22 protein-coding genes and 1 pseudogene are annotated in these 22592 nt (G+C 69.8%); 14 read left to right on the top strand and 9 right to left on the bottom strand.

Annotated elements, in window-relative coordinates; genetic code table 11:
- Positions 1-50: 50 nt before the first annotated feature.
- From ABZ470_RS40945 to ABZ470_RS40935, 3 genes are all read left to right on the top strand, one after another.
- Positions 51-1985 carry a primary-amine oxidase gene (locus ABZ470_RS40945; protein ID WP_362918550.1) on the top strand — a complete coding sequence of 645 codons (1935 nt, stop codon included), beginning with the start codon at positions 51-53 and terminating at the stop codon, positions 1983-1985.
- Positions 1986-2074: 89 nt separating this feature from the next.
- On the top strand, positions 2075-3061 hold the full coding sequence (locus ABZ470_RS40940; RefSeq protein ID WP_362918548.1) for a sigma-70 family RNA polymerase sigma factor: 987 nt from the start codon (positions 2075-2077) through the stop codon (positions 3059-3061).
- 135 nt (positions 3062-3196) lie between these two features.
- Positions 3197-3604, top strand: coding sequence for an SgcJ/EcaC family oxidoreductase (locus ABZ470_RS40935; protein ID WP_362918546.1), 408 nt, complete (start codon positions 3197-3199; stop codon positions 3602-3604).
- 40 nt (positions 3605-3644) lie between these two features.
- Here ABZ470_RS40935 and ABZ470_RS40930 read toward each other — a convergent pair whose 3' ends face one another.
- Entirely contained in the window at positions 3645-4652 is a 1008-nt protein-coding gene (locus tag ABZ470_RS40930; RefSeq protein ID WP_362918544.1) for an HNH endonuclease signature motif containing protein, read from the bottom strand.
- Between the two features lie 30 nt (positions 4653-4682).
- On the opposite strand from ABZ470_RS40930, the gene ABZ470_RS40925 reads away from it, so the two are divergent.
- On the top strand, positions 4683-5036 hold the full coding sequence (locus tag ABZ470_RS40925) for a nucleoside triphosphate pyrophosphohydrolase (protein WP_362918542.1): 354 nt from the start codon (positions 4683-4685) through the stop codon (positions 5034-5036).
- Positions 5037-5084: 48 nt separating this feature from the next.
- On the opposite strand, the gene ABZ470_RS40920 is transcribed toward ABZ470_RS40925, so the two are convergent.
- The 3 genes from ABZ470_RS40920 to ABZ470_RS40910 are packed head-to-tail and all read right to left on the bottom strand — an operon-like array spanning position 5085 to position 6759.
- The gene (locus tag ABZ470_RS40920) at positions 5085-5516 is read right to left on the bottom strand and encodes a nitroreductase family deazaflavin-dependent oxidoreductase (protein WP_362918540.1); all 432 of its coding nucleotides are present in this window, start codon (positions 5514-5516) and stop codon (positions 5085-5087) included.
- The gene (locus ABZ470_RS40915) at positions 5513-6163 is read right to left on the bottom strand and encodes an antibiotic biosynthesis monooxygenase (RefSeq protein ID WP_362918538.1); all 651 of its coding nucleotides are present in this window, start codon (positions 6161-6163) and stop codon (positions 5513-5515) included. The genes ABZ470_RS40920 and ABZ470_RS40915 overlap by 4 nt, the downstream gene beginning before the upstream one ends.
- Positions 6160-6759 carry an NAD(P)H-dependent oxidoreductase gene (locus tag ABZ470_RS40910; protein WP_362779431.1) on the bottom strand — a complete coding sequence of 200 codons (600 nt, stop codon included), beginning with the start codon at positions 6757-6759 and terminating at the stop codon, positions 6160-6162. The genes ABZ470_RS40915 and ABZ470_RS40910 overlap by 4 nt, the downstream gene beginning before the upstream one ends.
- Before the next feature lie 105 nt (positions 6760-6864).
- Here ABZ470_RS40910 and soxR point away from each other — a divergent pair, with 105 nt between their 5' ends.
- Positions 6865-7308, top strand: a complete 444-nt coding sequence (gene soxR / locus ABZ470_RS40905; protein WP_362918536.1) for a redox-sensitive transcriptional activator SoxR — start codon at positions 6865-6867, stop codon at positions 7306-7308.
- A gap of 161 nt (positions 7309-7469) precedes the next feature.
- On the opposite strand, the gene ABZ470_RS40900 is transcribed toward soxR, so the two are convergent.
- On the bottom strand, positions 7470-8402 hold the full coding sequence (locus ABZ470_RS40900) for a hypothetical protein (protein ID WP_362918534.1): 933 nt from the start codon (positions 8400-8402) through the stop codon (positions 7470-7472).
- A 260-nt stretch (positions 8403-8662) separates the two neighbouring features.
- On the opposite strand from ABZ470_RS40900, the gene ABZ470_RS40895 reads away from it, so the two are divergent.
- The 4 genes from ABZ470_RS40895 to ABZ470_RS40880 all read left to right on the top strand — a co-directional run bounded on the left by ABZ470_RS40895 (position 8663) and on the right by ABZ470_RS40880 (position 11578).
- Positions 8663-8809, top strand: a complete 147-nt coding sequence (locus tag ABZ470_RS40895) for a hypothetical protein (RefSeq protein ID WP_184718277.1) — start codon at positions 8663-8665, stop codon at positions 8807-8809.
- A 50-nt stretch (positions 8810-8859) separates the two neighbouring features.
- Entirely contained in the window at positions 8860-9843 is a 984-nt protein-coding gene (locus ABZ470_RS40890) for an MvdC/MvdD family ATP grasp protein (RefSeq protein WP_362918532.1), read from the top strand.
- Positions 9843-10925: a TIGR04500 family putative peptide maturation system protein gene (locus tag ABZ470_RS40885; RefSeq protein WP_362918530.1), complete on the top strand. Its 1083-nt coding sequence runs from the start codon at positions 9843-9845 to the stop codon at positions 10923-10925. The genes ABZ470_RS40890 and ABZ470_RS40885 overlap by 1 nt, the downstream gene beginning before the upstream one ends.
- Before the next feature lie 77 nt (positions 10926-11002).
- Positions 11003-11578 (top strand): cupin, encoded by a 576-nt coding sequence (locus ABZ470_RS40880; protein ID WP_362779422.1) that lies wholly within the window; start codon positions 11003-11005, stop codon positions 11576-11578.
- 19 nt (positions 11579-11597) lie between these two features.
- Here the strand turns inward: ABZ470_RS40880 and ABZ470_RS40875 are convergent.
- Positions 11598-11902 (bottom strand): annotated as a pseudogene (locus ABZ470_RS40875) (MerR family DNA-binding transcriptional regulator).
- 394 nt (positions 11903-12296) lie between these two features.
- Positions 12297-13901 (bottom strand): MFS transporter, encoded by a 1605-nt coding sequence (locus ABZ470_RS40870; RefSeq protein WP_362918528.1) that lies wholly within the window; start codon positions 13899-13901, stop codon positions 12297-12299.
- A 114-nt stretch (positions 13902-14015) separates the two neighbouring features.
- Between ABZ470_RS40870 and ABZ470_RS40865 the strand changes: the two genes are divergently transcribed.
- A complete protein-coding gene (locus tag ABZ470_RS40865) occupies positions 14016-14435 on the top strand; it encodes a MarR family winged helix-turn-helix transcriptional regulator (protein ID WP_362918526.1) in 420 nt (139 codons plus the stop codon).
- Positions 14436-14479: 44 nt separating this feature from the next.
- Here the strand turns inward: ABZ470_RS40865 and ABZ470_RS40860 are convergent, their stop codons facing one another.
- On the bottom strand, positions 14480-15565 hold the full coding sequence (locus ABZ470_RS40860) for a hypothetical protein (protein WP_362918524.1): 1086 nt from the start codon (positions 15563-15565) through the stop codon (positions 14480-14482).
- A 257-nt stretch (positions 15566-15822) separates the two neighbouring features.
- Complete coding sequence (locus tag ABZ470_RS40855) at positions 15823-16755, bottom strand: sensor histidine kinase (RefSeq protein ID WP_362918522.1); 933 nt, start codon at positions 16753-16755, stop codon at positions 15823-15825.
- Between the two features lie 293 nt (positions 16756-17048).
- Here ABZ470_RS40855 and ABZ470_RS40850 point away from each other — a divergent pair, with 293 nt between their 5' ends.
- The 4 genes from ABZ470_RS40850 to ABZ470_RS40835 all read left to right on the top strand — a co-directional run.
- Positions 17049-18032, top strand: a complete 984-nt coding sequence (locus ABZ470_RS40850) for an NAD-dependent epimerase/dehydratase family protein (RefSeq protein ID WP_362918520.1) — start codon at positions 17049-17051, stop codon at positions 18030-18032.
- Positions 18033-18102: 70 nt separating this feature from the next.
- Positions 18103-18783 carry a helix-turn-helix domain-containing protein gene (locus ABZ470_RS40845; protein WP_352014212.1) on the top strand — a complete coding sequence of 227 codons (681 nt, stop codon included), beginning with the start codon at positions 18103-18105 and terminating at the stop codon, positions 18781-18783.
- Entirely contained in the window at positions 18777-20510 is a 1734-nt protein-coding gene (locus ABZ470_RS40840; protein WP_352014213.1) for an ABC transporter ATP-binding protein, read from the top strand. Before ABZ470_RS40845 ends, ABZ470_RS40840 begins: the two co-directional genes overlap by 7 nt.
- A partial coding sequence (locus ABZ470_RS40835) for an ABC transporter ATP-binding protein (RefSeq protein ID WP_362918517.1) occupies positions 20507-22592 on the top strand: 2086 nt, incomplete at its 3' end. The genes ABZ470_RS40840 and ABZ470_RS40835, both read left to right, overlap by 4 nt.

The raw sequence follows: 22592 nt of genomic DNA, 5'->3' as shown, positions 1-22592 counted from the left end.
CGAGCCGAGCGGCTCGGCGCGAACCACCCAGAGAGGATTCCGTAGCCACCATGACCACCCCGGTTTCCAGCCTCACCGCGACCGAGATCGAGCGGACCACCACCCTGGTACGCGAAGCCGGTCTGGCCGGCGAGAGCGTCCGCTTCGTCTACGTCGGCCTGCTCGAACCGCACAAGCAGGAGGTGCTCGCCTTCCAGGCGGGCACCGGGCCCAGGCCCGACCGCCGGTCACGGGTGCTGCTGCTCGACACCGCGACCGGTGACGCCCGGGACGTGACCGTCGACCTCACCGCCGACGTGGTGGCCGCGATCGTCGACGTCGACGGTTCCCACGGCGGGATGCCGATCCTGGCCGAGGAGTTCATGGCGGTCGACGGGATCCTCGCCCAGGACCCGGCCTGGGTCGACGCGCTGGCCAAGCGCGACCTGACCCCCGAGCAGGTGAGATGCGCACCGCTCTCGGCCGGTGCCTTCGGCCTGCCCGGTGAGGAGGGCAAACGGATCATCCGGGTGCTCTGCTTCGCCCTGCTCGACCCCGACGCTCACGTCTGGGCGCACCCGGTGGACGGGTTGAGCGCCTACGTCGACCTGATCGCGAGGAAGGCGACCGAGATCATCGACATCGGCGTCTTCCCGCTGCCGGAGGAACGGAGCAGGTTCCACCTCCCGCAGGGGCGCCCGGCGCCGTTGGAGACCCTGAGGCCCATCGAGATCACCCAGCCGGAGGGGCCGTCGTTCCAGGTCGAGGGTGACCGGATCACCTGGGCGAACTGGTCCTTCACCTTCGGGTTCGACGCCCGTGAGGGTCTGGTGCTCCACCAGTTGTCCTACGCCGACCCCGACCACGACGGCGAGGTCCGGCCGATCGTCTACCGCGCCTCCATCGCCGAGATGGTGGTGCCGTACGGCGATCCGGCGCCGGTCCGGTTCTGGCAGAACTACTTCGACACCGGTGAGTACCTTTTCGGCCGGTTCGCGAACTCGCTCACCCTGGGCTGCGACTGTCTCGGCGAGATCCACTATGTCGACGTCGACCTGGCCGACGAGACCGGCGACGTGCGGCGCATCCCCAACGCGATCTGCCTGCACGAGGAGGACCACGGCACGCTGTGGAAGCACACCGACATCTACACCCCGAACTCCGCCGAGGTCCGCCGCCAGCGCCGCCTGGTGATCTCGTTCTTCACCACGATCGGCAACTACGACTACGGCTTCTACTGGTACCTCTACCTCGACGGCAGGATCGAGTGTGAGGCCAAGCTCACCGGCATCCTCTTCACCTCGGCCTACCGCGGGCTGCAGGAGTGGCCCTACGCCGGAGAGGTCGCCCCGGGTCTGGGCGCACCGTTCCACCAGCACCTGTTCAGTGCCCGCCTCGACATGATGGTGGACGGTGTCCGGAACGCGGTCGACGAGGTCGACGCGGTCCGGGTGCCGGTCTCTCCGGAGAATCCGTACGGCAACGCCTTCGGCCACGCCCGCACCCGGATCGTGAGCGAGGCCGAGGGGGTGCGCAGCGCGGACGCCTCCGTCGGGCGGTCATGGCACGTGGTGAGCACCGAGCGCACCAACCGGCTCGGACAGCCGACCGGCTACGTGCTGCGCTCCGAGCAGCACCCGACCCTGCTGGCGGACCCGTCCTCGTCGATCGCCGCGCGGGCGGCGTTCACCACCCGGGATCTGTGGATCACCCGGTACGCGCCCGAGGAGCGGTACCCGGCCGGCGAGTTCGTCAACCAGAACCCCGGCGGGGACGGCCTGCCGGCGTACGTGGCGGGTGACCGGCCCCTGGACGGCGAGGACGTCGTGCTGTGGCACACCTTCGGCGTGACCCACTTCCCGCGGCCCGAGGACTGGCCGGTGATGCCGGTCGACCACACCGGATTCTCGCTGACGCCGTACGGGTTCTTCGATCGCAACCCCACGCTGAACGTGCCCGCCAACACGGCCAAGCACTGCGACGGACACCATCACTCCGAAGAGTGATCACCAAATGGTGACATATCCGCCCATGGCGTATTGTCGCCGCAGTCGCCAGGTACGGCGATCGCGGCGGCAGTGGGACGGGGCGTGGCGTGGTGGGGGAAGAGGGCTTCGACCGGCGGGTCGAACCGTTCCGGGCGGAACTGCTGGCCTACTGCTACCGGATGCTCGGCTCGGCCCACGACGCGGAGGACCTGGTCCAGGACACGTACCTGAGGGCGTGGCGGGCGCGGGAGCAGTACGACGACACTCGCAGCTCGCTGCGCACCTGGCTCTACCGGATCGCGACGAACGTCTGCCTGACCGCCCTGGAGGTTCGCGGTCGTCGGCCGCTGCCCTCGGGGCTGGTCGCCGCCTCCGACCCGCTCGCGCCGTTCGTCCAGGGAGAGCACGCCACCTGGCTCCAGCCCCTGCCGGACTCGTCACTGGAGGCGGGTGACCCGGCCGGGACCGTGATCGACCGCAGCAGCCTGCGTCTGGCGTTCGCCTCCGCCCTGCAACACCTGTCGGCCCGGCAGCGCGGCGCGCTGATCCTGCGTGAGGTGCTCGGCTTCTCCGCCGCCGAGGCGGCGGAGATCCTCGGCACCACCGTCGTGTCGGTGAACAGCTCCCTGCAGCGGGCGCGTACCCGCATGAAGGAGATCGGCGACCTGCGGGAACGGGTCGGCGAGCCGTCCGCGACCGAGCAGCGCGCCTGGATCGAGCGTTACATGAAGGCCTTCGAGCTCGCCGACGTCGAAGGCCTCAAACGGCTGCTCACCGAGGACGTCATCATGGAGATGCCGCCGATGCTCAACTGGTTCTCCGGCCGCGGCAACTACGGCCTGTTCATGGAGTGGGTCTTCGAGAAGGCCGGGAAGGACTGGCTCCTCAAGGAGGTCACGGCCAACGGCGGCCAGCCCGGCTTCGCCGCCTACCGGCGTGTCGGCGACGGGTACGGCCTGCACACGCTCCAGATCTTCACCGTCGTCGGCGGGGGCATCACCCGGAACTCGGTGTTCCAGGACCCCGCCGTCTACGCGACCTTCGGCCTGGCGGCCAGGCTCGACGACGAGGGACGCGCCGTCGCCGGGGTCTGATCGGGCCCCGGCCCGTGCGCCGAAAACGTCCCGGCGTCTTCTGCGCGCCGGCGCGATGAGTTCCGACCTCACCGCCGGTATGTACTGACGAGCTCGCCGGAACACCCCGGCGAGCCGTTCACAGGGGAGAATCCGATGTCGGACAGTCGTGTGGAAGACGAGGCCGCGATCCAGGCCGTACTGGTCGCCTCCTACAGGGCGTGGGCGGCGGGCGACGCCGACGGCATGGTCGCCGACTACACCGAGGACGCGACCGCCATCATGACCGGCTCACTCCGCGGCAGCCGTGAGGTGATCCGTCAGAACATGGCCCTGGGCTTCGAGGGCCCGCTCAGGGGCAGCTGGACCCACAACAAGCAGCTCGGCATCCGTTTCGTCGGCAGGGACGGCGCGATCGTCATCAGCGAGTCCGCCATCCTGTTCCCCGGCGAGACCGAGGTCCCGGACGACCGGCGCAAGGTGAACGCGACCTGGGTCTTCGAGAAGCGGGACGGCCGATGGCTGATCGCCGCCTACCACAACAGCCCGGTGGTGGCGCACTGACGAACTGACCACACAACGGGGGCGGCCACCACCTTCCCCCTCATCGGAGAAAGGTGGTGGCCGTACGGCCCGTGGGGGGTGTCCAGACGGCGGGCAGGAGTTCGGTGGCCCTCCGGTAGGCGAGTTTGAGGGTGGCGTGCCGGATCGCCTCGGTCTCGCCGGTCTGGGTCATGAGGACCTCGCGTAGCGGATGACGTGACTCGATGAGGTCGTTGTTGCGCTGTTCGAGCCAGGGCATCCACTCCTGGTGCGGCGCCCGGTCCCGCTTGGCGTCGTTGCAGGGCTTGCATGCCAGGACCAGGTTCCAGATGGCGTCGACGTCGGGGCCGTTCCAGTGCCGGGTGAGCAGTTTCCACGGCAGGACGTGTTCGACGACGGGCCCCGCCATGACCTGGTCGCAGTAGGCGCAACGGCCGTCCTGGTATCCGTTGAGGGCGGCGACGACCCCGGTCACGGACTTGCGACGCTGTCTGGTCCGCAGAACCAGCTCCTGGGTTCCTGAGTCGTAGACCAACCCGAGCACGGCGTCGGACACACCGGTCGCCCACGCCGTCTCCACCAGCCGCCAGCGGGCGGTGATCTCGGCGCCGAGGCCCGGGGCGTGCGCTGACAGGGCGAGTTCGCGGAGCTCGTCGCGCAACACCAGCCCCGGAGCAGTGGAGTCCCGGCGCCGGTCCTCGTAGTAGCGCACCGGCGCCGGGCCGCCGCCAAGCTGAGGGAAGGCGTCGACGACGTTGGCGAAGCCGAACTGGACGGTGCGCCGGTGCAGCGTGTCCCGGTCGAGTTCGCCCGCGTTGAACGCGCGGCAGGCGTCCAGGAACCTGCTGCGGGCGGCGGTGCCCTGCCGGTCCTGACGGCGCAGGGCCTGACAGAGCAGTTCCGCGTACGGCACCGCCAGCTCTTCGAGCGTCACGTGGGTGCGGCCGGTGGCGGCGACCTTCAGGAGGGTCGTGCCGAAGGCGAACTTGTAGGTGGCCGAGTTGGCACCGTACAGGACGATGGCACGCCATACGCTCTCACCGGTGACCACGCCGCGTCGGTAATCCACCCGTGCAGTATCGATCAAGGGGGCGACATTTTGCGCCAAAGCCGGACAATCGCCTATGGCAAGTTGGTCCGCGACCGGATTCCGGAGGTCATCGAGGCCGACGGGTTGACGGCCGAGGTCAGGGTGCTCGACGAGTCGGAACTGGTCCCGGCGTTGACCGCCAAGCTCGTCGAGGAGGCCGAGGAGCTACGTCAGGCGAGCCCCGACGACCGTCTGGGGGAGCTGGCCGACATTCACGAGGTGTTGACGACCCTCACCGAGACACTCGGGTTCTCCGATGAGCAGATTCGGGAGGCGGCCCGCCGTAAGCGAGCCGAGCGAGGCGGCTTCGACCGCCGCCTGTGGCTCGACAAGGTGACGCGACCCGACGAGCTCGGGGACTGATGGCGCCCTGTCCCGGTGTGTCCGGGGCAGGGCGCCGAACGGCCTCGGTCAGTCGCGTTCCAGGATCACCAGGGGGATGTCCCTGGGAGCCTCGGCCCGGTACTTGTCGTAGAGGGGGAAGATCGAGGTCATCAGCCTCCACAGTGGGGGCTTCTCCTCCTCGGTCGCGGTGCGGGCCCTGGCGGTGAACCTGTCCGGGCCGACCTGCACCGCGACGGCCGGGTCCTCGCTCAGGTTGAGATACCAGGCGGGGTGTTCCGCCGAGCCGGCGTTCGAGGCCACCAGCAGATGGCGGCCGTCGGCCTGGCCGTAGATCAACGCGGTACGGCGCAGCATGCCGCTCCTCCTGCCCCGGGTGGTGAGCAGCAGGGTCGGCCATCCCTGGTACATGTGGCCGTCCGCGCCGTCGGTCTCGACGTACCGGCGGATGTGTTCGGCCACCCAGCCCGTCCTGCTGTCGTGAACCTCTGGATCCGTCATCCGGTCATCCCGGTGGGACCGGTTCTGGCGAGGCTCGCGTGGAGGTGGTAGCGCCTGAACTCGTTCCTCCGCACGCCGGGGAACTCCAGGACCCGTAGCCATTCGGGTGCGGAGCCGACGGTTCCCCGCCCACTGTTGTCCAGGGCCTCCTGGTGGGACGCCTCGTCCGTCCATTCCGCGTAGTTGAGCACCCGGGTGCCGTCCAGGCTGGTGTGGAAGTGGCCGGAGATCCCTCCGGGATGCAGGTCGGTCTCGGCGGCCAGCGCCGCGAAGACCGTGTCCACCCACCGTTCCTGCCGTTCCCGGTCGGGGCCGTCGAACTCGACGGAGACGATGACGACGCATCCCGGCACCGGCGCGTTCTCCCTGAGCCCGCTGCGGTAGAGCCGGTAGGCGACCGGCTCGGCCCCCATCGGGGAGTAGGGGCCGTCCGGCTCGTCCGCCCACTGCTCGTAGACCAGCACGTCCTGCCCGTCGGTGCTGACGTAGACGTTGACCGAGACAAGTCCTTCGGGCCACGGTCTGTTCTCCCACGCCGTGGTGACGGCCATCGGTGGCGTGTGCCGCAGGGGCCACCGGCCGACCAGTACGGCACCGGCGTCGGCGCGGGCCAGGGTGGGGTTGAGGTCTCGGACGAGGTTCGTCATGCCGCCTGCTTCCTGTCGTTGTACGGGTTCTTGTTCCTTGCGTCCCTGAGCGCGTCCGCCCACCACAGGAGCTGGTCGAGCAGGGTTTCGGCCGCCGGACCGCAGCCCGGGTCCTTCGGCAGGCCGTCGGGACCGAAGCGGTTCCAGGCGTCGTGGAAGCTGACCGTCTCGCGGACGGTGACCGTGTGCAGTTCGGCGAAGACCGCGCGAAGGTGCTCGACCGCCCGCAGGCCTCCGGACATACCGCCGTAGGAGACGAAGCCGACCGGTTTGGCCTGCCACTGGGTGAAGTGCCAGTCGATCGCGTTCTTCAGGGACGCGGGGAAGCTGTGGTTGTACTCGGGGGTGACGACCACGAAGGCGTCCGCCGCCTCAAGCCGCGGGGTCAGTGTCTTCAGGGCCTGTACGGCCTCGGGTGACGGAGCCTGCCCGAAGGCCGGAAGCACCTCGGGCAACGGTGTGTCGGCCAGGTCGACGAGGTCCACCAGGACGTCGTCGCGTGACCTGGCCCGGTCGGCGAACCAGTTCGCCACGGTCGGCCCGAACCGGCCCTGCCTGACGCTGCCCACGATCACCGCGAGCCGCAACGGTTCCATGACATGTCCTCCTTTGAGGGCCCCGAAGCGGGGAACCCCGAGACGGTGGGGTGAGAACAAGCCTGGAACTTAAACAAAGGTTCAAGTCAAGCTAGGGTGGGCCGCATGACACGCGACGGGGAACTCACCGTCGGCGAGCTGTCGGCTCGCAGCGGCGCCCCCACCTCCGCCCTGCGCTTCTACGAACGCCAGGGGCTGATCCACAGCAGACGCACCACGGGAAACCAGCGCCGCTACACCAGGGGCACGCTGCGCAGGGTGGCCTTCATCCGCGCCTCGCAGAGCGTCGGTCTCCCGCTCTCCGCGATCGGTGAGGTCCTGGCCCTGCTGCCCGCCGACCACACCCCGAGCAAGGAGTTCTGGGTCCGGGCCTCGGATTGCTGGAGAGATCGGCTCAACGAGCGCATCGAACGGCTGGAGCGGATGCGTGACCGGTTCACCGAGTGCATCGGCTGTGGCTGCCTGTCGTTCGAGGAGTGCGCGCTGGTCAATCCCGGCGACGCCATGGGTGAGGAGGGGTCCGGGCCACGGCGGCTGTTCGCCCCCTGACCCGCGGGGCGAGCCGTACGGTGACCGGGTGTGAGCCGCCTGCCTCGTCGGCGAGGCGGCCGAAGGGCAGGGTGAGACGCGGGCCGGTCACGGCGGCCGGGGGGGCGTCGAGCGCCGCGGTAACACCCCCGGAACGCCTCTCGGCAGGGCTTCACATCGGGTCAGGCACGGTCGCTCATCCAGAGTTCGATGAGCCGTCCTGTGTCGGCGGTGAGCGGGGTGACGCTCTTCTCCCGGTGGTTCACCTCGACCTCGACCGGCCGCAGGTCGGGGACCTGTCCGCTGGCGAGCGCGGCCGGCTCGGGCAGTTGCTCGTAGGCCCCGGGGAACCACCAGTAGACCTGCGCGGTGAGGGCCTTGTCCCCCTTCTCGACGTGGGTCCTGGTGAGCTCCTGCATGGCCTCCAGGGCGGCGACGATGTGGGTGTCGCCGATCTCGTGGACGATCAGGTACTCGGGGACGGGGAAGGAGACCAGCGCGCCGTACCTGGCGGCTCCGACGTGGCGCCTGAGCACGTGGATGTGGGAGCCGACGTAGCGGTGGGTCTCCCCGACGTGGGTGATCGGGACGCCCCAGATCGCGTCGGTCTTGGCGTAGTGGGGTTCCTTGGTCAGGGAGGCGTGCAGCGCGGCGCCGAAGACCTGTTCCTCGGGCCTGTCGCCGATCTGGGAGCGGTTGAGCGGCACGATCGAGTCGGGCGTGTCGACGACCACCGTCTCGACGAGTCCCGGAGCGAGTGTGCGGGTCAGCAGAGCGTCCCGCAGGCCGGGCGGCTCGGACAACGCCTCCTCGGTGTACAGGCGCATCCGCAGCGACTCCTCGGCCAGCAGCCGCTCGATGTCGGACCACGGCGGTGACGGCTGTGCCTGCGCGCGGATCGACCTGGCGAACCCCTGGGCGACGTGCGCGATGAACGACGGCAGTTGGGCCGGGGGGATCTCGGCGGCGCGGGCACGCCACTCACCGATGTCGATGGTGAAGTCGCTGACACCCGGGTAACTGACGCCGACGGTCGTCGGGCCGATGAGGTTGCCCGTGACACCCTCTTCGGCGAGGGCCTTGACCAGGCCTTCGCCGACGACATCGTGGGTCATGGGTTCTCCGATCAGAGAGGACCGATGACGGCTGTGTCGCCCCCGTTGGCACAGCGTCACGGGCCAGGCATCGGTCGCCGGTATTACCTAACCCGGGCATTATGCCGCTTTCGCCGGTCGCGATGATCACCGAAGGAGTCCCCTGGGAGGGGGACCGCCGATCATCCGCGTGACGGACGACCCGTCCGGCCGCCCCCGCCTAGCCTTCCGGCATCGGACCGCACCGGACGGCCCGCGGAAACAGGAAAGGCAGGAACGACGTGAGCAAGTCGCGTACCACGCTCGACGACATCGCGGCCCTCGGCCCCGAGCTCGACGAGAACCAGCTCCTCCAGGTCAGCGGCGGCGCGAAGAGCCAGGTCATCGTGATCCACGGTAACCACTCCCACACCTCCGGCGACAGCTGATCGGTCCGCCACGGGGACGTGTGGGACCGCGTCCCCGTGCGGGATCCCTGATGATCCTCGTACTGACCTCCGCAGGAGACGACCACGCCGACCACGTGACCGGCCTCCTCACGTCCGCGGGCGCGGACGTCGTCGTCTTCGACCCCGCCTCCTACCCGGCCCGCGCGAGCGTGGAGATCGGCCTGTCGGGTGACGGTTCGACCCGCAGGGTGCTCGACACCGGTGAGCGCAGGGTCGTGCTGGACGAGCTGACCTCGCTCTGGTACCGCAGGCCGCTGCCCCCTGCCGTGAGCCCCGCCATCCGCCGGGAGCACGTGAAGGCCTCCGTGAAGGCCTACGTCGAGCAGGAGTGCCTGGCCGTGACCGAGGGGCTGTGGGACGGTCTCGGCTGCCTGACGGTTCCCGCCCCGAGGCCGGTCGTCGACCGGGCCGGGCGCAAGCCGTACCAGCTCGAACAGGCGCGGCTGCTCGGCTTCGAGCTGCCCGAGACGTTGATCACCACCGATCCGGACGGCTTCCTCGACTTCTACGACCGGCACGAGGGACGGGTGATCACCAAGCCCGTGCACGGCAACCGGTTCGAGGCGGACGGGGAGCGGTTCGGCCGGTTCGCGGCACCGGTCACCCCCGCGGACGTGGCGCACGCCGACGCGCTGCGGCTGTGCCCGGTCATCGTCCAGGCCTACGTGCCCAAGCGGGTCGAGGTGCGGGTGACCGTGGTCGGGCGGCAGGTCTTCGCCGCGGAGATCCACTCCCAGGTGAGCAACCACACGCGCTACGACTGGCGGCACTACGACCCGGGCGCCACCCCCATCAGGACGCACGAGCTGCCCGCCGAGATCGCCACGCTGTGTGTGCGGCTGGTCGAACGGCTCGGCCTCGTCTACGGCGCGATCGACCTGATCCTCACGCCCGACGGCCGCCATGTCTTCCTTGAGATCAACCCGAACGGCCAGTTCCTCTGGATCGAGGCCGCGACGGGACTTCCCATCGGCGCGGCGATCCGCGACCTGCTCATGATCGGAGCGACGTGATGGCGGACGGCCGGACGCTGGCTGAGGCGTTGCGCGTGCTCACCGACGGCGCCGACCTGGGCGCCTTCCGGCGCGCCAATCCCGGTCTCCGGGTACGGCTGGTCGCCCAGCGGGAGGAGTTCGACGGCTCCCTCCAGCACGCCCTGCTCCTCAAGGAGCCCGACGGCTCGACCGTCTCCCTGTCGTGGTCCCCCGACCTGGGGCTGCCCTGGCCGCTGCGCGGCGTGCACCGGGCGGCCGAACACCTGCTGCTGCGGGTCAACGGCGTCGAGACCCCGGTCGCCAGGGCCGTCGCCTGCCTGGACTTCGTCTGGGACGAGCGCGGGGTCGCCGACCGCCTGGTGACGGACTGCCTGGTGCGGGAGGCGCTTGAGGAGGAGCCGGAGCCGATCTCCGACGCGGAGCTGCAGCGGGCGATGGACGCCTTCCGCCGGGCGCGCGGGCTGCTGACCGGCGCCGGGACCCGGGCCTGGATGGAGCGCAACCACATCTCCCACGCCGAGCTTGAGGAACTGGTCGCGGTCGAGGCCTCGGTCGCCAGGCTGCGTTCGCGGGTCGCCGCCGGGCGGGTCGAGGACTGGTTCGCCGCCCACGGCCGCGACCTCGACGCCGTACGGCTGGCCAGGGTCGTCCTCGCCCCCGCAAACCCCAGGAGCCCCGAAAGCCCCAGGAGTCCCGGCCTTGGAAGCTCCGGCCTTGGGAGTCCCGGCCTTGGGAACCCGGACGACTTCCTCGCCGACGTCGAGCGGGCGTTCGCCGCGGGCCTGGCCGTACCGGGTGAGGTGTTCGTCACCGCGCGCAGACCGGAGCTGGCCGGGGAGATCGGTGAGGAGGCGGCCGAGGTGGTCCTGTCCGCCGCGCCGGGAACGCTCGCCGGCCCCTTCCCCACGGCTCTGGGCGACCTGACGGTCAAGGTGCTGGCTGTCGAGCCCGCCGTACTCGACGACGCGGTCCGTGACCTGGTCGAGCGGCGGATCTTCGCCGAGTGGATCGAGCGGCGCAGGAGGGCCGCGAAGATCGAGTGGTTCTGGGGTACGGCGGAGCGCACCGGCGGCACACGGGAAAATCAGCCCGAAAGGTAAGAGAAGTCCGCCGGGCTCGGGGGAGAAAATCACGGGAAGCCCTGGAAACCGCAGGAACCCGTGACGAGGAGAATCCGATGACGTTGCTGACCGTCTGGGCCGACGACGACCCGGACACCGTGCTCACCAGGACCGAGGACCCCGAGGAGGTCGCCGACGCGCTCAAGCCGTTCGGGATCCGGTTCGAGCGGTGGGAGCCGGTCAGGGACCTGCCCGCGGAGCCGACCCCGGAGCAGGTGCTCGACGCCTACCGCGACGAGGTCGACCGGGTGATCGGCCAGGAGGGATACGTGCTGGTCGACGCCGTGCGCATGACGCCCTCCGACGATCCGGAGTGGGCCGAGCAGGCCGCCAGGGCACGGGAGAGGTTCCTCTCGGAGCACACGCACGCCGACGACGAGGACCGTTTCTTCGCGCGGGGCGCCGGGGTGTTCTACCTGCACCTCGACGACAGGGTGTACGCGGTGCTGTGTGAGGCGGGCGACCTGCTCAGCGTGCCCGCGGACACCACCCACTGGTTCGACATGGGCACCCGGCCCGACTTCGTGGCGATCCGGTTCTTCCACGACGAGGACGGGTGGGTCGGGGACTTCACCGGCAGTCGCCTGGCCGACGACTTCGCGGACTTCGACACGCTCATCGCCACCCGCTGACCGGCGGGTCCACCCGGGGTCACTCGGTGGGAGACTCCACCCGCCGTCTCAGCTCGGCGTTCAGGCGCAGGGCCTCCTCAAGCTGGTCCTCCAGGGCGATGATGCGACAGGCCGCGTCGAGTGGGGTGCCCTGGTCGAGCAGCCTGCGGGCGCGGGCGGCCAGGTGGAGCCGGCGGACCGGAGGGGTTCGATCAGCCGGGCGACGCCCAGGCTGCGCGGGAACGCCGGGGCGACGTCGAGGACCTCCGCGGCCCGCCCCATGCTGTAGGCGGGGTGGTCGTCATCGTCGAACCTGTCGAACAGCGCCGGCCGGGCCTCTCCCATCGCACCTTCCATGACGTGTGTCGGGCCCCGGTGCGCGCGAAGCACCGGGGCCCGAGGAGTTCAACACCATCTACCGGCTATCTTGCCGGTCTTCCTTGACCGCACACGCCCCCGTCGAAGGCGGGGCGGGCGGGAATCGCGTGTGAGTTGACGAGGAACCACCTCCAGAGCCGTGGGTCTGCGGTGTGGTGTCCGTCTCCCCTTTCCCATGTTCCGCGACGCGGCGGGCACCGGGCGGGACCGTGTCGCGAGAGGTCCCGCGCGACCGGCGGCCTCCCCGCGTCGCACGGCTTTTTCGTCACCTGTCACAGATGGTTTTCCCTTTCCGTGACACAAAAAATGCTATGTCGCCTATATCCGAATGTCTACATCCATGACTGGAGATTTACCCAGATCACTCCTCGGTACGGCCCCCGCCGGGGGAGCCGAGGGACAGGCTGGCCAGCAGGCCGACCGCGAGGAAGCCCGCCGCCCCGAACGCCGCGTAGCGCGTGCCGACCGCGAAGGACTCCTTGGCCGCCTCGGCGACCCCGGGCAGCCGGGACAGCCCGGCGATGGCTCCTCCCGCGCTGCGCTGCACGGCCGAGACGATCTGCTCACGCCGTACCGGGTCGACACCGTCCGCCTGGCTCAGCCGGTGGCCGAGGTCGGCGCTGAGCCCGCCGAAGAGCAGCGTGCCGAGTACGGCGATGCCCAGCGCGGAGCCGATCTGCCTGACCGTGCTCTGCGTGCCCGAGCCCTGACCGCTGCGCTCAACCGGGACCTCGGCCAGGACCACCCCGGTGAGCTGGGCGGTCGCCAGCCCGATGCCCATGCCGTAGCAGAACAGGAACGGCACCGGCAGCGCCCACGGGGTGCCGGCGGAGATCACCAGGCCGAGTCCGGCGATCCCGGCGATCTCCAGAACCAGGCCGAGCCGGACCACGAAGGCCGCTCCCCTGGCCCGCGACAACGGGGAGGCGAAGGCACTTGCGGCGAAGGAGCCGACCGCGAGCGGCAGCAGGGCGACCCCCGTCTCCAGCGGCGAGTAGCCCAGGACGAACTGCATCCACAGCGGCAGCGCGAACAGCACGCCGAACTCGCCGAGGCTGACGATCAGCGCGGCGATGTTGCCGTTGCGGAAGGAGGTGATGGACAGCAACGACAGGTCCAGCAGGGCGACCTGGCCACGCCGGCCACGACCCCGCTCGACCAGCACGAAGGCGGTCAGGGCCAGCGCGGAGGCGGCGAAGGCGACGGGTACCGGGGACAGCGCGAACGGCCATCGCCATCCGCCGACGGTGAAGGGCTCGACGGACCGCCACCAGCCGTAGACCCTCCCCTCGACCAGCCCGAACACCAGCAGGCCGAACCCGAGCGTCGACAGCACCGCACCACCCAGGTCGGCGCCCCGCCTGCCGTCCGACTCCCGCGACTCGGCCACGAAGACCAGCACCCCGGCCAGTACGGCCACCGCGACCGGGATGTTGACGCCGAACGCCCAGCGCCAGGACAGGTCCGTGGTGAGCCAGCCGCCGACCAGTGGCCCGAGCGCGGCCATCCCCCCGATCGTGGCGCCCCAGACGGCGAACGCGGTCGCCCTGTCCCTGCCCCGGAAGCCCGCGTTCAGCAGGGACAGCGTCGTGGGGAAGATCATGGCCCCGCCGATGCCCTGCAGGATCCTGGCCCCGATGAGCATCGGCCCGCTGACGGAGAAGGAGGCCAGCAGGGACGTCAGCGCGAACAGCGCGACCCCGGTCAGCAGGAGTCTGCGCCTGCCGAGCCGGTCGGCGAGCCTGCCGAAGGTGAGCAGCAGCGCGGCGAACACCAGCGCGTAGGACTCCTGGATCCACTGCGCGTCGGTCGAACTGAGCCCGAGGTCACCGATGATCTGCGGGACGGCCACGTTGGTGATCGTCGTGCTGGAGATGACCATCGCCACGGCCAGCGCGATGAAGGCCAGCCCGGCCCACCGCGTCCGTTTCGTCTCCGCCGTCTCCGGCGGCGCCGTCACGCCCATACGCTCTCCTTTTCGAACCTTGACCCTCTTTGGGCCGAAAATACTAAGTACCCTTAGCATCATTCGGATAGCGTGGACGGAGGGTTTCAGCCGAAGGCCGGAAAAATGGGATTCATGGATGATCACGCCTCATGGGCGACCGGCCGCCTGCTCCTGGTGGCCGCGCGGCTGGTGGAACGCGAGTGGAACTCCGTGCTCGCCGAACGCGGCCTGACCCACGCGGGCTTCCTGACCCTGCACGTCCTGCAGGACGGTCCCCGGACCCAGCGGGAACTCGCGGCCCACACCTACGTCGAGGAGCAGACGATCCGGCCGGTGCTCGACCGGCTCGAACGCGACGGTCACATCGTCCGCGAGCGGGACACGACCGACCGGCGCCGGGTGATGGTGAGCCGTACCGACCTGGGCGGGCGGACCTACGCCGAGATCATGAAAGGAGACCCGGCCGAGCGAATCATCGCCGACCGGGTCGAGGACCCCGGCGCGCTGCGCGCCGAGTTGATCCGGCTGATCACCGGAATCCGGAGTCGTTGAACGGCCGGTGGCCCCGGAGGACGCACGGGACCACCGGCCGTCGGTCACTTCTCCGAGGTGTAGCTGGTGAAGGAACGTTCCGGCTTCAACGTGACGGCGTTGTAGCACTTGACGCCGTTGACGACGGCGTCGTTCGGCGGGGTGACCCAGAGCTTGTAGATGTTGCAGTACTCGGGACCGGGGCCGAACGCGGTCACCTGGACGTGGTCACGGAGATAACCGATCTTGGGGAAGGTCACCTTCCGTCCGGGCGCGAAGTTCTGGACGGTGTTCCCACCGGGCACCAGGGTGTTGAAGTTGATCCCGGCGGGAGTCGGCGCGTACGGCCCGGCCGCCGTCGGGTTGGTGTCGAGGACGTAGCCGAAGAACCTGGGCGGAACCGCGGCCCCGGTGATCGCCCGCTGACGCTGGTAGGTCAGCGTCCAGCCGGTGTTGATCGGCCGGCTCGTCGCGTCATGGCAGATCACCTTCACGTTCTGCGCGCTGACGGCCGATCCCCACGAGCCGATCTTGCAGCGGGCGGGCCGCTGCGGGTCGACGGCGGTCACCTGGAAGCCGCCCTCGGGGCCCGGCGACCCGAGCCCGGGAAGGGTGACGCCCCAGACGCCGGTCCCGCCCGAGGCGACCGTGTTGGCCGCGCCCGACGAGTTGAACTGCGAGGCGATCCCACCGCCGTTGTAGTGGATGTAGCCGAGCGCCTGCGGCGCGGGCAGCAGGCCGGTGCTCGTCTCGTAGACGATGGTGAAGGGGGTGAACACCGGGGTGCCGCCGTACTTGTAGCACTGGACGACCGCGACCTGGTCAGCGCCGGAGGGCAGCCAGGTCTGCAGCTGGCACCATTCGGCGTTCGGCGAGACGGCCGTCACGTGTGCGACGCCACCGGAGCTCGCGATGCCCGGGAAGACCACCTTCACCTGGCCCGTCGCACCGGGCGAGACGGTTACGGTCGGCCCCGACGCCCAGCTTCCCGCCTGGTGGGCCAGGGAGGGGACGCCGGAGAAGACGTCGACGAAGGCGAATCCCCAGCGGTCGGGGACCGCCGCCTGGGCGTTCGTGGTCGGGATGAGTCCGGCGAGGAGCGCTGCGATGCCGCACAGAACTCCGAGAAACGTTTTTCTCAACCGGTGCATGCGTTTCTCCATCCTTATTTCTGGGGGGTGTGATGGCGCATATGGGAGCGACACCGGTGGAAGCCGGTGCTGATACGGGGATGGATGAAGCCGGCCTTTTGGCCTCTGCGCCATTGATAACCCAGTCACGGTCCGGAGAAAAGACCCAAAACGGCATATGACGCCCTTAATTCCAACTGGTAATCCGTCAGCGGCAAAAAAGCGGCGTCCGCCTGTCAACTTCGTATATAACCCGGCTGAATCCCCTCGTCGAATGGTCAGACCGTGAAGTACACCCGGACGGTGGTTCCGCCCTCGCCCGTGTGGACGCGGACGAGATCACTGAGCAGGTTGGTGACGAGCAGCCCGCACGCGCGCCGCCGCCCGGGATCGACCGGCCCGCGCCCGGCGAGGGGATCGGTGATGTGCCCGGCGTCCCTGACGTCCAGCACGACCTGGCCGCCCTCGGTCCACACGCGCAGCACTCCCCTGCCGCCGCCGTGGTCGAGGCTGTTGGCCACCAGCTCACCCGCGATCAGCCGCAGGTCGTCGAGGCGCTCACCGCGGAGCCCGGCCCGGGCGGCGTGCCCGACGGCGAACTCACGGGCCCGCGCGAGCTCGCCGCCCCCGAAGCTCAGGACCTCGGCCCTTCTCGGGTCGGGCAACACCCTGTTGGCGTCGCGGATCGCGCGTTCCGGCGCGTAGGCGTCGCTGACCCGCAGCCCGGAACCGTCGAGCAGGACGGGGTGGGTGGTCTCGGCGTCCCTGACGACCGTGGGCTCCAGGGCCTCGACGTCGTACGGGCACATGATCGTGACGGCCCGCCCGGGAAAGGCCAGGTTGACCAGCGCCTCGTGCTGGAGACAGGCGGGATACTCGGTCGTCGAGCGACCCGGCCAGACCGGCTCCCCGACGATCCGCACCCTGCGGCCCTCGTGCGGATCGGCGAAGGCGCGCAGGACGGCGGGGATGATGCGGCCCGGGTTCCGGCCCTCCCTGGTCATGTCGAGGAAGCACACCGACGAGGCCAGCGGGCCGAGCCAGCTCCGCAGTAACCGGAGATTACGTTCGGGGACGGCGACCGCCACGGGTTCTCCCGCCGCCAGGCCGCCGCGAATGAACGGCAGGGTCGCCTGGAGATACTCGTGGTCACCGCGATAGAAAAGGGCAGGATGGACAAAAGGATCGAGTTCGGCTGTCGCGGTGTCCATCACGCCTCCGCGCCAACCGATGAGTGACGAGCGAGCACGGGCCCCGGAAGGCGGCAGCTGTCCGGTGATCCCAGCTCTGGCCGAATTGCCATGGCGATGATCCTGAAGTAGGGAAGGGGTACCGTCCAACGTACCCCCTGCCGCCTTTCTCAGCGAAGCCGACGACCGCCAAAAGACATCACAAAAGCTCCCTACCTGCCTTTTTCCGACATTTCATGTTATCGACCATCCCTGCGGGAACACTCGGGAATTTTCCCCACCACACAGCCGACATATACGACAAAATTATGGCCATGCGAATTTTGATCATCGGTGGAACCAGGTTCGTCGGACGGCACATCACCGAGGCGGCCCTCGCGGCCGGGCACGAGATCTCCCTGCTGCACCGGGGAAGGACCGGAGCCGACCTGTTCCCCGAGGCCGAGCACCTGACGGCCGACCGCAACACCGACCTGTCGATCCTGCGCGACAGGACGTGGGACGCGACGATCGACGTCAGCGCCTACCTGCCCACGCAGGTCGACCTCCTCGCCGACACGCTGTCCACCGGGCGCTACCTGCTCGTCTCCAGCACCTCCGTCTACACCCCGCCCCCCGCCCCCGGCTTCGCCGAGGACTCACCGCTGGCCGAGATCGACGGCCCGGTCCCCACCGAGGTGACCAACGAGACGTACGGCGCGCTGAAGGCGCTGTGCGAGCGGACCGCCACCGCCAGGTTCGGCCGGAACACGCTGGTCGTACGGCCGACCTATGTGATCGGCCCCCACGACCACACCGGACGCTTCACCTACTGGGTGAACCGGATCGCCGAAGGCGGTGAGATCCTGGCGCCCGGCGACCCCGCGGACCCGATCCAGGTGATCGACGCGCGCGACCTGGCCTCCTGGATCGTCACCCTGCTCGACCGGCCGCTCGGCCCCACCGCTCCCACGGTCTTCCACGCGGTCAGCCCGGCGCCGCCGTACTCCTTCGGCGACATGCTGGAGGCGATCCTGGCCGAGGTCGGGCCGCCCGGAACGACCCTGACCTGGGTCGGCGCAGACTTCCTGTTCTCCGAGGGGGAGAACGGCGCCTCCCTGCCGCTGTGGTCGGAGGGCGACGAGTGGATGGCGGCCAACACCGCCGACCCGGCGGCGGCCCGCGCCGCGGGACTCGATCCGCGTCCGCTCGGCCGTTCGGTGCGGGAGATCCGCGCCGCCGAGGCCGCCTTCTCCACCGAGATCACGATCACCCGGGAGCGGGAGGCCGAACTCCTGGCCAAGTGGCGCTCCCACTGACGCCTTCCCGTCCGGTCAACGCCCAATAAATATGAGTGAGTGAGTCACTCACTCATATAGGGTGATTCGCGTGATCTCTACCTCTCCATCCTCCTCCCGCGCCTCGCCGCTCCCGCCGGACGAGCGGCGTGCCGCGCTCATCGCCTCCACTCTCGCGCTCATCCTCGCCGAGGGTCCCGACGTCAGCACCCGGCAGATCGCCCAGGCCGCCGGGGTGGCGGAAGGCACGATCTTCCGTGTCTTCGCCACCAAGGACGAGCTGGTCAAGGCGGCCATCATCAGCGCCATCGACTCCACGCCGCTGATCCGCGACCTGACGGCCGTCGACCGTACGGCCCCGCTGCGGGCGCGGCTCGTCGCCGCCGTCGAGATCCTGCAGCACCACACGACGCACGTCTTCCGGCTGGTGGACGCGCTCGGCGCCGAAGGGGTGACCCGGATCGCCCGTGAGGGCAGAGCCGAGCGCGGCGAGGAGGACTGCGACCCGCACGCCGCCATCAGGCAGGCGATCGTCAACCTGATCGTCCCCGACCGCGACCTGCTGCGCTGCACCGCCCCTGAGGCGGCGCGCCGCCTGCAACTGCTGACCGTCGCCGGCAGCCACCCCAAGCTCGTCGAGGACGACCCCCTACCTCCCGCGGAGATCGTCTCCATGCTGCTGGACGGCATCCGCCGACGGCACGACGACGACCATCTCCTCCCTCCGGAGACCCCGGACCACGAGACCCCACGTGGAGACCCCCAATGCTGAGCCGCCTGCTGCGCACCCACCTGCGGCCCTACACCTCGACCCTCATCGCCGTCGTCGTACTGCAACTGGTCAGCACCATCACCTCGCTGTACCTGCCCAGCCTGAACGCCGACATCATCGACCGGGGCGTCGCCACCGGCGACACCGGTTACATCCTCACCGCGGGCGGCTGGATGCTGGCCGTGTCCCTGGTGCAGATCGTCTGCTCGATCGCGGCGGTCTACTTCGGAGCCCGCGCGGCCATGGGCTTCGGCCGGGACGTCAGGGCGGCCGTCTTCCACCGGGTGAACGGCTTCTCCAGCAGGGAGCTCGCCCACTTCGGCGCCCCCTCGCTGATCACCCGCACCACCAACGACGTCCAGCAGGTCCAGATGCTGGTGATGATGACCTGCACCATGCTGGTCGCCGCGCCGATCATGTGCGTCGGCGGCGTCATCATGGCGCTGCGGCAGGACGTCGGCCTGTCCTGGCTGATGCTGGTCTGCGTCCCGGTGCTGCTGGTCTCGATCGGCCTGCTCGTCTCCCGGATGGTCCCCCAGTTCCGCGCCATGCAGACCAGGATCGACGAGGTCAACCGAGTGCTGCGCGAGCAGCTGTCCGGCATCCGCGTCGTGCGCGCCTTCGTCAGGGAGCGTGAGGAGACCCGGCGCTTCGCCGAGGCGAACGACGCGCTGACCTCGACCGCGCTGAGCGTCGGACGGCTGACCGCGCTCATCTTCCCCGTCGTCATGTTGATCCTCAACGCCTCCAGCGTCGCCGTGCTCTGGTTCGGCGCCTTCCGCGTGGACAGCGGGGAGATGCAGGTCGGCGCGCTCACCGCCTTCCTCATGTACCTGATCCAGATCCTCGGCTCCATGATGATGGCCACCTTCATCTCGATCATGATCCCGCGCGCCGCGGTCTGCGCCGAGCGCATCGGCGAGGTGCTGCGGACCGACTCCTCGGTGCCCCCGCCCGCCGACCCCGTACGGCAGGTGCGCACCCGCGCCGAGCTCGAACTGCGTGACGTCGAGTTCCGCTACCCGGGCGCCGCGGCCCCGGTCCTGTCCGGCGTCTCCTTCCGCGTCACCGCCGGGCAGACGACCGCCGTCATCGGCAGCACCGGGTCGGGCAAGACGACGCTGATCTCCCTCGTCCCCCGCCTCTTCGACGCCACCGCGGGCACCGTACTGGTCGACGGCGTCGACGTGCGCGACCTCGACCCCGCGATGCTCTGGGCGCGCATCGGCCTGGTGCCGCAGAAGCCGTACCTGTTCACCGGCACCGTCGCCGACAACCTGCGCTACGGCAACCCCGAGGCGACCGAGGAGGAGCTGTGGGAGGCGCTTGAGGTCGCCCAGGCCCGTGACTTCGTCGAGGCGATGCCCGAGGGGCTCGACGCGCCCATCACCCAGGGCGGCACGAACGTCTCCGGAGGTCAGCGCCAGCGCCTCTCGATCGCCAGGGCGCTGGTCAGCAAGCCCGAGATCTACCTGTTCGACGACTCCTTCTCCGCTCTCGACCTGACGACCGACGCCCGGCTGCGCGCCGCCCTGCGCCCGCGCACCGCCGACGCCGCCGTCGTCATCGTCGGCCAGCGGGTCTCCACCATCGCCGACGCCGACCAGATCGTCGTCCTCGACGACGGCGTGGTCGTCGGCAGGGGCACCCACGACGAACTGCTCGCCTCCTGCCCGACCTACGTCGAGATCGTCGAATCCCAGCTCACCGAAGAGAGGGCGGCATGAGCGGCAACCGGCCCATGACGACCGCGCGTCCGCGCCCCCCGGCGGGAGGCGGTCCCTTCGGCCGCGGCCCCTTCGGCGGCGGGGGGATGCCGGTGGAGAAGTCGATGAACTTCGGGCCCTCCATGCGCCGGCTGATACGGCGCCTGGCCCCGGAACGCGCGCGGATCGTCGCGGTGATCGGCCTGGCCGTGATCAGCGTGGTCTTCGGCGTCATCGGCCCCAAGATCCTCGGCCAGGCCACGGACCTGATCTTCAGCGGTGTGATCGGCAGGAACCTGCCCGCCGGGACGACCACGGAACAGGCCGTCCAGAGCGCCCGTGCCTCGGGCAACGAGAACTTCGCCGCCCTGCTCTCCGGGATGGACGTCGTCCCCGGTCAGGGCATCGACTTCGGCGCGCTGGCCACGGCCCTGTCCTGGGCGCTGGCGCTCTACGTCGCGGCGTCGGTCTTCGGCTGGCTGCAGGGCTACCTGCTCAACGACGTGGTGCAGCGGACCGTGTTCCGGCTGCGCTCCGACGTCGAGGACAAGCTGAACCGGCTCCCCCTGCGCTTCTTCGACGGCCAGCCACGCGGCGAACTGCTCAGCCGGGTCACCAACGACATCGACAACGTCTCCCAAACCCTGCAGCAGACGTTGAGCCAGTTGCTGACCGCGCTGCTGACCGTGGTCGGCGTGCTGGTGATGATGTTCGTGATCTCGCCGCTGCTCGCGCTGATCGCCCTGGTGACCATCCCGGTCTCGACGATCCTCACCGGGCAGATCATGAAGCGCTCGCAGAAGCTGTTCGTCGCGCAGTGGACGCACACCGGCACCCTGAACGCCCACATCGAGGAGGCCTTCACCGGCCACGAGCTGGTGAAGGTGTTCGGCCGGGGCCCCGAGGTCGAGGAGGTGTTCCGCACCAGGAACGAGGAGCTGTTCAAGGCCAGCTTCGGCGCCCAGTTCATCTCCGGCATCATCATGCCGACGATGATGTTCGTCGGGAACCTCAACTACGTCGCCATCGCGGTCGTCGGCGGCCTGCGGGTCGCCACCGGGGCGATGAGCCTGGGCGACGTGCAGGCCTTCATCCAGTACTCCCGGCAGTTCACCCAGCCACTCACCCAGGTCGCCTCCATGACCAACCTGCTGCAGTCCGGGGTCGCCTCGGCCGAGCGGGTCTTCGAGCTGCTCGACGCCGAGGAGCAGACCCCCGACCCGGCCGACCCGGTGCCGCCGACCGTACGGCGTGGCCGCGTCGAGTTCGAGCACGTGTCCTTCCGCTACGAGGCGGAGCGGCCCCTCATCGAGGACCTGTCGCTGGTGGCCGAACCCGGGCACACGGTCGCGATCGTCGGCCCGACCGGCGCGGGCAAGACCACCCTCGTCAACCTGGTCATGCGCTTCTACGAGCTGGAGGCGGGCCGCATCACCCTCGACGGGGTGGACATCACCGCGATGCGCCGGGACGACCTGCGCTCCCACGTCGGCATGGTGCTCCAGGACACCTGGCTGTTCGGCGGGACCATCAGGGAGAACATCGCCTACGGCAACCCCGGGGCGACCGAGGAGCAGATCCAGGCCGCCGCGCGGGCCACCTACGTCGACCGGTTCGTCCGCTCCCTGCCCGACGGCTACGACACCGTGATCGACGAGGAGGGGGGCAACATCAGCGCCGGTGAACGGCAGCTGCTGACCATCGCCCGCGCCTTCCTGGCCGATCCGTCCCTGCTGATCCTCGACGAGGCGACCAGCGCGGTGGACACCCGCACCGAGGTCCTGGTCCAGCACGCCATGGCCGCGCTGCGCTCCGACCGCACCAGCTTCGTCATCGCCCACCGCCTGTCCACCATCCGTGACGCGGACCTGATCCTGGTGATGGAGGCGGGCAGCATCGTCGAACAGGGCACCCACGAGGAACTCCTCACCACCGCAGGCGCCTACCACCGCCTCTACTCGGCCCAGTTCGCCGGCGCCCTGACCGCCGCGGAAAGCGAGGCCCCGGCTGGCCGTCGAGTTCCGCGGGCTTGCCCGGGTGGTCCTCAAGGGTCTCCCCGCGCGGCTGGGAGGCCGGGACGATGTGCACGTTCCTGGCGTCGTC

This window comes from Streptosporangium sp. NPDC020072 (assembly GCF_040631445.1).
In the GTDB taxonomy this organism is placed as follows: domain Bacteria; phylum Actinomycetota; class Actinomycetes; order Streptosporangiales; family Streptosporangiaceae; genus Streptosporangium.
Note: the sequence above shows the minus strand (reverse complement) of the source record. Positions and strands in the feature narration are given on the sequence as shown.